This window comes from Vibrio genomosp. F10 str. ZF-129 (assembly GCF_000287055.2).
In the GTDB taxonomy this organism is placed as follows: Bacteria; Pseudomonadota; Gammaproteobacteria; order Enterobacterales; family Vibrionaceae; genus Vibrio.
In genome coordinates this window covers 1-8,691 of record NZ_AJYQ02000113.1, presented here as the reverse complement: position 1 = coordinate 8,691, position 8,691 = coordinate 1, and the positions used below count along the sequence as shown (strand labels likewise).

At 42.0% G+C, this 8,691-nt stretch carries 8 protein-coding genes; 3 read left to right on the top strand and 5 right to left on the bottom strand.

What is annotated here, in order from left to right; genetic code table 11:
- Window positions 1–110 precede the first annotated feature (110 nt).
- Window positions 111–965 (top strand): ion transporter, encoded by an 855-nt coding sequence (locus A1QO_RS14500; protein WP_038132110.1) that lies wholly within the window; start codon window positions 111–113, stop codon window positions 963–965.
- A 67-nt stretch (window positions 966–1,032) separates the two neighbouring features.
- On the opposite strand, the gene asd is transcribed toward A1QO_RS14500, so the two are convergent.
- The 4 genes from asd to yejK form a co-directional block, all read right to left on the bottom strand.
- Window positions 1,033–2,151 (bottom strand): aspartate-semialdehyde dehydrogenase, encoded by a 1,119-nt coding sequence (asd, locus tag A1QO_RS14495; protein WP_017036257.1) that lies wholly within the window; start codon window positions 2,149–2,151, stop codon window positions 1,033–1,035.
- 206 nt (window positions 2,152–2,357) lie between these two features.
- Window positions 2,358–3,539, bottom strand: coding sequence for a hypothetical protein (locus A1QO_RS14490; RefSeq protein ID WP_017040060.1), 1,182 nt, complete (start codon window positions 3,537–3,539; stop codon window positions 2,358–2,360).
- Window positions 3,540–3,645: 106 nt separating this feature from the next.
- Window positions 3,646–5,031 carry an Hpt domain-containing protein gene (locus A1QO_RS14485; protein ID WP_017040059.1) on the bottom strand — a complete coding sequence of 462 codons (1,386 nt, stop codon included), beginning with the start codon at window positions 5,029–5,031 and terminating at the stop codon, window positions 3,646–3,648.
- A 105-nt stretch (window positions 5,032–5,136) separates the two neighbouring features.
- A complete protein-coding gene (gene yejK, locus A1QO_RS14480; protein ID WP_017036260.1) occupies window positions 5,137–6,135 on the bottom strand; it encodes a nucleoid-associated protein YejK in 999 nt (332 codons plus the stop codon).
- An 85-nt stretch (window positions 6,136–6,220) separates the two neighbouring features.
- Here yejK and A1QO_RS14475 point away from each other — a divergent pair, with 85 nt between their 5' ends.
- Together A1QO_RS14475 and A1QO_RS14470 are read left to right on the top strand one after the other, a co-directional pair.
- On the top strand, window positions 6,221–6,445 hold the full coding sequence (locus tag A1QO_RS14475; protein ID WP_017036261.1) for a YejL family protein: 225 nt from the start codon (window positions 6,221–6,223) through the stop codon (window positions 6,443–6,445).
- A gap of 24 nt (window positions 6,446–6,469) precedes the next feature.
- Entirely contained in the window at window positions 6,470–8,266 is a 1,797-nt protein-coding gene (locus A1QO_RS14470) for a DUF3413 domain-containing protein (protein WP_026026794.1), read from the top strand.
- Between the two features lie 135 nt (window positions 8,267–8,401).
- Here the strand turns inward: A1QO_RS14470 and A1QO_RS20520 are convergent.
- A partial coding sequence (locus A1QO_RS20520; RefSeq protein WP_038132107.1) for a hypothetical protein occupies window positions 8,402–8,691 on the bottom strand: 290 nt, incomplete at its 5' end.

Genomic DNA, 8,691 nt, shown 5'->3' with positions numbered 1-8,691 from the left:
ATTTAACCGCGAAAGATCAACACGCCCTAGCGACGGCTGACTCGTTAACCACTCGATTACTTTTTGATCTCACGTTATTATGGTGCTGTTCATTCACTAACAGCACTATTATGACTTTAACTGATCATTCATTGAAACATCATCTCTACATCATCATTTTTGGTACCCATACTAAAGCAGGTCGTATATTTGATATCGGGCTGGTCATCGCCATATTTTTATCCCTATCCGTCCTAGTGGCCGACTCAGTCTACTCTACTGATGCAGAATGGCATTTTGCTCTAAAAATACTTGAGTATTTTTTTACCGGCCTATTTACCATTGAATATCTACTCAGGCTTTATTGCTCTCCAAAGCCGACCGCCTACGCCCGAAGTTTTTACGGTGTGATCGACTTATTAGCTATACTTCCAACGTATCTTGCCTTACTCATCCCAGGCGCTTCCTTCATGGGAGTGATTCGTTTATTGAGGGTCATGAGAATCTTTCGAATTCTTAAACTGGTGCGCTACCTTCAAGACTCACACATCCTACTTCGATCGCTTTATATGTCCCGAAGAAAGATCCTTATCTTTTTCAGTATGGTCGCCATTCTAGTGACTATTTTTGGCTCACTGCTTTACGTGATTGAAGGGCCTGAAAATGGTTTTTCTAGTATTCCGATGAGCATCTATTGGGCTATCGTGACCATTACGACGGTAGGATATGGCGATATTTCGCCAGTAACACCTCTTGGCCGATCGGTCGCTTCTCTTGTCATGCTGCTTGGTTATTCAATTCTAGCGGTACCCACCGGAATCATTACGGCAGAGTTGAATCAAGAGATGAATGCACACCGAAATCTGGTTAAGTGCCCAAACTGTATGAAGACAGGACATGAAAGCGATGCTCTTCATTGCAAGTTTTGTGGCGCAGAATTAGCCGATCCAGATATGCGCATTGTTCCTAGCGATCCCGCAGGATAAAGCACGAGGCCTTCTGAATTAACAAAAAAAAAGCGCCAACAGGCGCTTTTCTCCAATACAACAGTGATTACGATTTTTCTGCAAGTAAAATACGTAATGTTCTACGCAAAGGCTCTGCGGCCCCCCAAAGTAGTTGGTCACCAACCGTAAACGCATTCAAGAAATCATCACCCATCGACATTTTACGCAAACGCCCTACTGGCACTGATAATGTTCCAGTGACTTTTGCTGGCGTTAGCTCTTGCGCAGTAATATCACGATCATTTGGAATCACTTTAACCCAGTCATTATGAGTCGAGATCATCTCTTCAATTTCATCTAGCGGAATGTTTTGCTTCAACTTAATCGTGAGCGCTTGGGCATGACAACGCATAGCACCAATACGAACACAAGTACCATCAATTGGCACTGGGGTATCTTGAAAACCTAAAATCTTGTTCGCTTCAACTTCGGCCTTCCACTCTTCTTTGCTTTGGCCATTTTCACGCTTCACATCAATCCAAGGAATCAATGATCCAGCAAGAGGAACACCAAACTGATCCGTTGGGAACGAACCAGAACGTAGCGTGTCCGCCACTTTTTTATCTATATCTAAAATGGAACTCGCTGGATTAGCCAGCTCTGAGCTAACCGAATCATTCACAACCCCCATCTGCGAGATAAGCTCGCGCATATTCTTCGCCCCTGCTCCTGATGCCGCTTGATAGGTCATTGCACTCATCCACTCAACATGGCCTTTCTCGTATAGACCACCTAAAGCCATGAGCATCAAGCTTACGGTACAGTTACCACCCACAAAGGTGTTGGTTCCAGAATGGATTCCTTGCTGGATCTGAGCCAAGTTGACCGGATCAAGAGTAATAATGGAGTCTTGAGCCATTCTCAACGTAGAGGCTGCATCAATCCAGTACCCTTTCCATCCTGCCTGGCGTAAAGCTGGGTATACTTTCTCGGTATAGCTGCCACCCTGACAAGTGATCACTGCATCTAATTGTTTCAAGCTTTCGATGTCAAACGCATCTTGCAGCATACCTGCTGGGTTGCTACCTAAAGCAGGCGCTGGAATACCAACTTGAGAAGTACTATAAAAAACAGGTTCTATTAGGTCGAAATCTTTTTCTTCTACCATACGTTGCATAAGCACGGAACCAACCATACCACGCCAACCAACTAAACCGACTCTCATCACAAAAACGCTCCATGTATTAAAAAATGTATTTATCCATCTATAAGTTTTTCGACAAAAAATCTCAAGCGATAATTACTAAATAATGCCATTTATGGTCACTTTTTCTAGAAAACGCCAAGAGATTCTAGAAAAAGCAGAGAGAAAGGCCAAAAGGGTCGAGATGATTCGATTTTTCAAGGCGCAGTCTGAAGTCGTCTAATCGGCTAGGACTTATTTGCGGCGCGCTTCCCTAAGAAATAACCTAACCCTAACGGAGCAAAGAAAATAGCGCCGAGAAAGAGGACAAAATACAGTATGAGGCTTTTCACCAACTCCATCATTTTGTCGACCGCCAAAATGACGATATCTTGAGAAACTTTGTCTATGTCTTGGGTAAACTTTTCCCGTTCTGAGGAAACGATAACCGCAATGGCTTTCCTTTCTTTTTCAATCATCTTGATTAATTCAACGCGCTCATTTTCCACCATTGCTTCTAACGCTTTGCGTTCGCCGCCTAGCTGGACAAGCCTAGCATTGGTTTTATTGTCAATGTCATTAACGAGCGGCTGTAATGTGACGGCCATTTGTTCAGCTAAGACCTTCATATATTCCGGATTATTTTCTACAAAGTCTTGGAAAGAACGGGATGTGGCTTGAACACTTTGCAACGTTTCCGATAATTCTTGTCCGCTGATATTGCTGTTTAGTGCCATGAGTTGGGCTTTCCAGGTCATCACTTTTGGAGTCTGCTCCGCTACCAAGCTTAACTTATCAGAGACATCGCCTAACGCTTCAGGCATGGTTCCCATTGTCGACTTCACGTCACCTTGATTGATTTGGTTGATAGTCAGCCACTGTCGATAAGCTGGCGTTCTGCTAAGCGAAATATCACTGAACGGATGATCTAATGAGAATTGTTGAACAAAGGATCTCATTGATTGATAAACACTCTTTTTAAGAAGAGACTTGGCACGCTGATCCATGTCCTCAGCGAGCAGCTTGGAGACGGATGTGGCTTGTTCAAGCTGGAATAGTTCCGTACTGTTCCCTTGCTCAAAATAAGCGGCCATTTGATAGCTAAACACCCAGCTATCGATTAATGCTGCAGTAGGGCTACCCTGATACGCCGCACTCTGCATTCCTTCAGTCGCGTTAATTTTCCATAGCAACAAGTAAGATTGGTGAATAGCATCATCGGCCGGATAGTTATCAGAAATAGTGTCGGCTGTTTGCTCTACCTGTGAGAAAAAAGTCTGCGCATACTCTCGTGTTAACAAACGCATATTGAGTTCTTGCTGAGTCAATGGCGTTGTTTGTGTATCAATTTTCACCTCAAGCAAAGAGCATCCACTCAAACTAAGAGCAACACAACATAACAACCACTGACTCAGGCGACGGCAATACATAGCTTTATATCCAAATAAAAAAACGGCGAGGATTATTAACCTGTAAAGTCATAAAACTGTCAAGAATTGGCGCCACTGATCGTATTAATAGTCTTATTGATGAAAGTTAACAATGCTGGCTTAGATAATCCCTTGCACTCCCGACCACACACGATAAAACCGTCGCTAAGCGCTCTAGTTTCTCATCGCTCACATGAGTACCGTGCTTGAGATCCGATTCAACCTCGGTGGCAATCTCTTTTAGCTCTAGAGCACCAAGATTACCTGCAACGCCTTTTAAGCTATGTGCAATTCGCATGGCATGTTCGATATCAGTATTTTGCGTCTCTCTTATCTCTTCTGCATTGGTTTCATGGTCTTGAATAAACACATCTAAGAGTAACAAGACGGACTCATTGTCACCGTTTAAAGAGTGCAACATATGATCGATACTTACTTTTTCAGAAGCAGTTGATTTTTCATTACTATCGATGCTTTGATTGGGTTGATGTTTTGTAGAAGAATCCTGATGATGACTCGTGGATTCTTGCTGTACTGACGACGAATTAGAATCCACATGATCAAATTGTAAAGGTTTACTCATCACGTCACCTTTTTCATTGTGTTGTGTTGCTACTGTTTTTTGTTTTGTTACTACAGAAGCGGCCACTTGCTCCAGTTCCTCTGTCGCTAAATCCTCTGTCTTTGCTTTCTCTTTAACCGCCGGATTAAGTAATGGATTTGTCTGCTTCATTGAGAGAAAAAACAAACTGAATATCGCCAATGCACTCGTGGCAATTGAAATCATAAAATAACCATTCATTTGCTCATCATATTGACACTTTAATTCTGACTGGACGAGATTGACCGGGTGATTGACCAGTTTTTCAACCAAATAACTTCCTTTGGCATAAACACTTAAAACAGAAGATGTTTGAGCTAAAGCTTGCTGAAGTTTCTCCCCCTCGTCAGGCGACATCGTCTGAGACTGGACAAACAAATAATCCAAAGAACGATAAATTTCAGGGCTTGTCGAAGCGCTGCTAAACATGGCTTCGAATATATGGCTACTCAGCTGAAAATATACCGTCTGCATAGAGGAATTGTCTTGATAAGACTCTCTGATTTTTTTAAGTTGCTCAACCAATTCAATGACCTGTTCATCGATGTTATTAAACTGTCGCGTTAATTCAATAAAACGCTTGGTCGTGAATACTAATTGGCTCGTGTCGGGTTGAAAGAAACGATTCTTGTCGTTAGTTTCTAACTGTAAGATTAACGAGTAAAGCAATTGAACTTTGAGAGAGGTGTCGTCCACATGAGCCATTCGATACTGCGCATCAAAATGGAGCGTATTGCGAAGCGCTTCTAGACTGTTTCCAAGCTCTGTAATACTCGCTTGATTGTCTGAATTCGCCCGGACAAGGCTCATTGTCGTAATAATGACTAGGAACCAAAGACAAACAATGGCCAGCAGTTGCTTTTTCTTGGTTTTCATCGCTTCCGTCGACATAGAGGTAACCTATTATTTTCCATAATGTAATGCACTGTCTTTATAGAGTATGTCACCATGGCAAATAAATAAAAAAAAGAGAGAACAAAAGCTCTCTCTATGTCACTAATTTCGCGTTAATTGGTCGCGTAAATTAGGCGGCGTTCCTTTTATCGTTAACGTATCCGTCTCTGGATCATAAAAAATACGTTCACCAAGCAACAAACTATCAAAACTCACATTCAATCCACCACCCGCACCAACGTACTTAGTCAACTTGCGCATTGTTGAACGGTCAGCTGGAAAACTGTCTTCTAATTCGTAGCCTTGCTCTTTGGTGTAATCAAGAAAGCTTGTTCCTTCCTGGCTTTGAGGAAGCTCACCAGACAATTCACGAACTTGAACTTCTGCACCCGATTTGATCGTTTCGTTGCAATAATCGTAGACTTGCTTTTTATAATTTGTCGCGTCTTCTTTTTCTAACTTGGAGTCACTGCAGAAATCTTGGACTGCTTGCATCAATACTTGGTTTTGTTGTTTTGTATCCAATCCTACTTCCGCCTGAAGGAAGTCTAGGAAAAAGTCTGCCACCTTACGGCCAACCCGACCTTTTATGTACGCTAAATATCGGTTTGACTCTTTGTCTGTCTCATAACTCGATAAATCGATTCGAGCAACGATATCCATTTTATTGATATCGAGATAGTCTGTCGCACTGATCTCTAATCCTTCCGTTACTTTAAGGCTTTGAATTGAAGGAAGTAATGCAACGAATAAATAGTCTGTCGCCAGTGATTGGTATTCGGCAATAACCAGGATACCTTCATCAGCGAATGGGTACTTAGAGAGTTCTTGTTTCAGTCGGTTTGCACTAAGTTGTGAGAAATCATAAAAATTCTTCTCACCTTGGCGAAGTTCTTGCAACCACATTTGAAATTCGCTGTCTGACTTAAAAGAACCAAAGCCTTTGCCGGCTTTAGCGTTAAAGACACGATGTAACTCAGCCACAAGGTGCTCTGTAGAGCCATCGTTTTCTAATGAATGAGAACGAAAATTAACGATGAGTTCATCCTGATCGTTTTTCGATAATTGGTGTAAAATGACGTTTGATAATTGAAGGCTCATAATGAAAATATCGGCGTTCTAGGTTTCAGTTGATAGGCATTGTAGGTTATCATAAGCCGCTTTTACTATCATCTATAGAGTCTTTATGCCGATTACATCTAAATACAGTGACGATCAAGTTGAAATTATCCTAGCGGAAGTGGCCGCTATTTTGGATAAACATGGTGCAACACCAGAACTTTCATTGATGATCGCTGGAAACATTGCAACCAATGTTTTAAATCAGAACGTTGCTGCTTCACAACGCAAAGCAATTGCTGAAAAATTTGCTCAAGCGTTGATTTCTTCACTAGAAGAGCAAACACATTAATTATAACGGGCTGCAAAACGACTAATGGTAGATAGCGGAAATACATATAGCGAACGAGTTTCTCGTTTAGTGGGTTGGGGGCATTGGTTTGCTTTCTTCAATATCATTGCAGCAATGTTAGTTGGTACCCGCTACATTACACAATCTCCTTGGCCAGAAACCTTGCTGGGACAGTTTTATCTCGCTTCTTCTTGGGTCGGGCATTTCGGCTTTCTGGTGTTTGCGTTGTACTTGCTCGTTTTGTTCCCGTTAACATTTATCATTCCGTCCCGTAAACTATTTCGACTTTTTTCGGTGTGTTTCGCCACTATGGGTTTGACGGTTCTTTTAATCGATACTCAAGCCTACCAAACCCTCAATTTACACTTAACGCCACTCGTGTGGGAGCTTCTTTTTAATGAGGGAAGCAGTGAACATGCCCAAGGGCTGCAACACCTTTTCATTGTTTTACCGCTCATTTTTCTACTTCAATTAGGCTTATCTGAATGGGTATGGCGTAAACAACGTAAACTTTCTCATAAGCATGTAGGGCGACCGATTACAGCGGTATTTTTTCTTTGTTTTATTGCCAGCCATCTCACTTATGTTTGGTCTGACGCTTACTTCTACAACCCAGTAACCAGCCAGAAATCAAATTTCCCGTTGTCTTACCCAATGACGGCAAAATCGTTCATGGAAAAACATGGATTATTAGACAAAGATGACTATCTAAAACGTCTTGCAGAAAGCGAAGGCAGTGGTGATCTAGTCCGTTACCCGTACGATAAACTGCGCTTTGATCGACGTGGAAACAATCTGAATATATTAATAGTGAGTATTAACGGCCTTAGAGCAGACTCGCTGAACAATAACGTGATGCCATTCACGTCACAATATGCAGAAAACGCACTTAATTTTACCAATCACTACAGTTCGAGTAATAACATGTACGGCATGTTTGGCTTACTTTATGGATTACCGAGTAGCTACGCGGCAAGCATCAAGTCTCAAGCCAGCTTGCCCGTTTTGATTGACACACTGACAGACAAAAAATACAACTTCGGTTTATTCAGCGGCGACAATTTTGATGATGATCTTTACGCAGAAACACTGTTTCGTGGAATGCCCTTCACTGGTATGGCATTTGATAGTGCTAGCACTGCCGATAGCCAAACTATTGAAGCATGGAGTGACTGGGCCAGTAAATCAAAAAGCCCATGGTTTAGCTTTATCGAACTAACAACGATTGAAAACTTCTCTTTGGAAGAAGTCAATTCGGGTACCGCCAAAGAAGTGTTTTCTCAGAATTATCAAGCATCAGTAAAACAAGCGGATCAGGAGCTTGGCACCTTGTTCAATAAGCTTGATGAATTGCAATTGGCTAAAAATACTGTCGTGATCATCACTTCTAATCACGGTACAGAACTTAATGAGACCAACACCAACACCTGGGGCGCGAGCACCAACTTTAGTCGTTATCAATTACAAGTCCCTATGGTGATTCAATGGCCAGGTAAGTTGCCTGCAACCTACAATCATCGTTCGAGTCATTTAGATGTATCGGTGACATTGTTACAAGACTTACTCGGTGTATCATCTAATCCAAGTGACTACAGCAGTGGCCGCAATATTTTTGATGAACGTCGACGAAAGTGGATTCTAGCCGGCGATTCGCGAGAACTGGCTTTGATCACATCGAATCAGACGACTGTTATTGATAAGTTTGGCAATTTCAAACTTTATGACGAAGAGTATAAAAGGTTGAAAGATCAAAGCCCTACACTGCCTATATTGATGCAAGGTTTGACCGAGTTACAGCGCTTTTATGCTCGGGAAAATTAGACTCAACACTCTCTAATGACGATGTAATTAAGATCGCTTAGGAATGACAACCGGAGTATCGCAACCTCAAAAGTTACGTATACTCTGGCTCTTTTTCTTTCTCTTTCTCTTTTTCTTTCTCTTACTCGCAGACAGCTAATGGCTTTGATTTGACTCCATTCCTTTTTCCATATTCCTTATTCCTGAGCCCCAAAGACTTAACACCCTGTAACCAGAGTCCCCAAACCTAAGAGGCTCAGCCACCATTTTCTTACCATCACCTTCAAAATTTAATGAAATAATGCCTATAATCCACCCAATCAAAAATAAAATAGACATAAGTGCATAAAAAGAAAGCAAACGATGTAGGTGCCTATTTACAACCTGCTGAGCACCCTTTATCATACGCCCCAACAACGGAGAGATGGCTGAGTGGTCGAAAGCAC

Excerpts from the sequence above, each read along its gene's own strand:
- yejK (WP_017036260.1), bottom strand. The coding sequence starts at position 6,135 with ATGAGCCTTCAATTATCAAACGTCATTTTACACCAATTATCGAAAAAC.
- asd (WP_017036257.1), bottom strand. The coding sequence starts at position 2,151 with ATGAGAGTCGGTTTAGTTGGTTGGCGTGGTATGGTTGGTTCCGTGCTT.
- A1QO_RS14490 (WP_017040060.1), bottom strand. The coding sequence starts at position 3,539 with ATGTATTGCCGTCGCCTGAGTCAGTGGTTGTTATGTTGTGTTGCTCTT.
- A1QO_RS14470 (WP_026026794.1), top strand. The coding sequence starts at position 6,470 with ATGGTAGATAGCGGAAATACATATAGCGAACGAGTTTCTCGTTTAGTG.
- A1QO_RS14475 (WP_017036261.1), top strand. The coding sequence starts at position 6,221 with ATGCCGATTACATCTAAATACAGTGACGATCAAGTTGAAATTATCCTA.
- A1QO_RS14485 (WP_017040059.1), bottom strand. The coding sequence starts at position 5,031 with ATGTCGACGGAAGCGATGAAAACCAAGAAAAAGCAACTGCTGGCCATT.
- A1QO_RS14500 (WP_038132110.1), top strand. The coding sequence starts at position 111 with ATGACTTTAACTGATCATTCATTGAAACATCATCTCTACATCATCATT.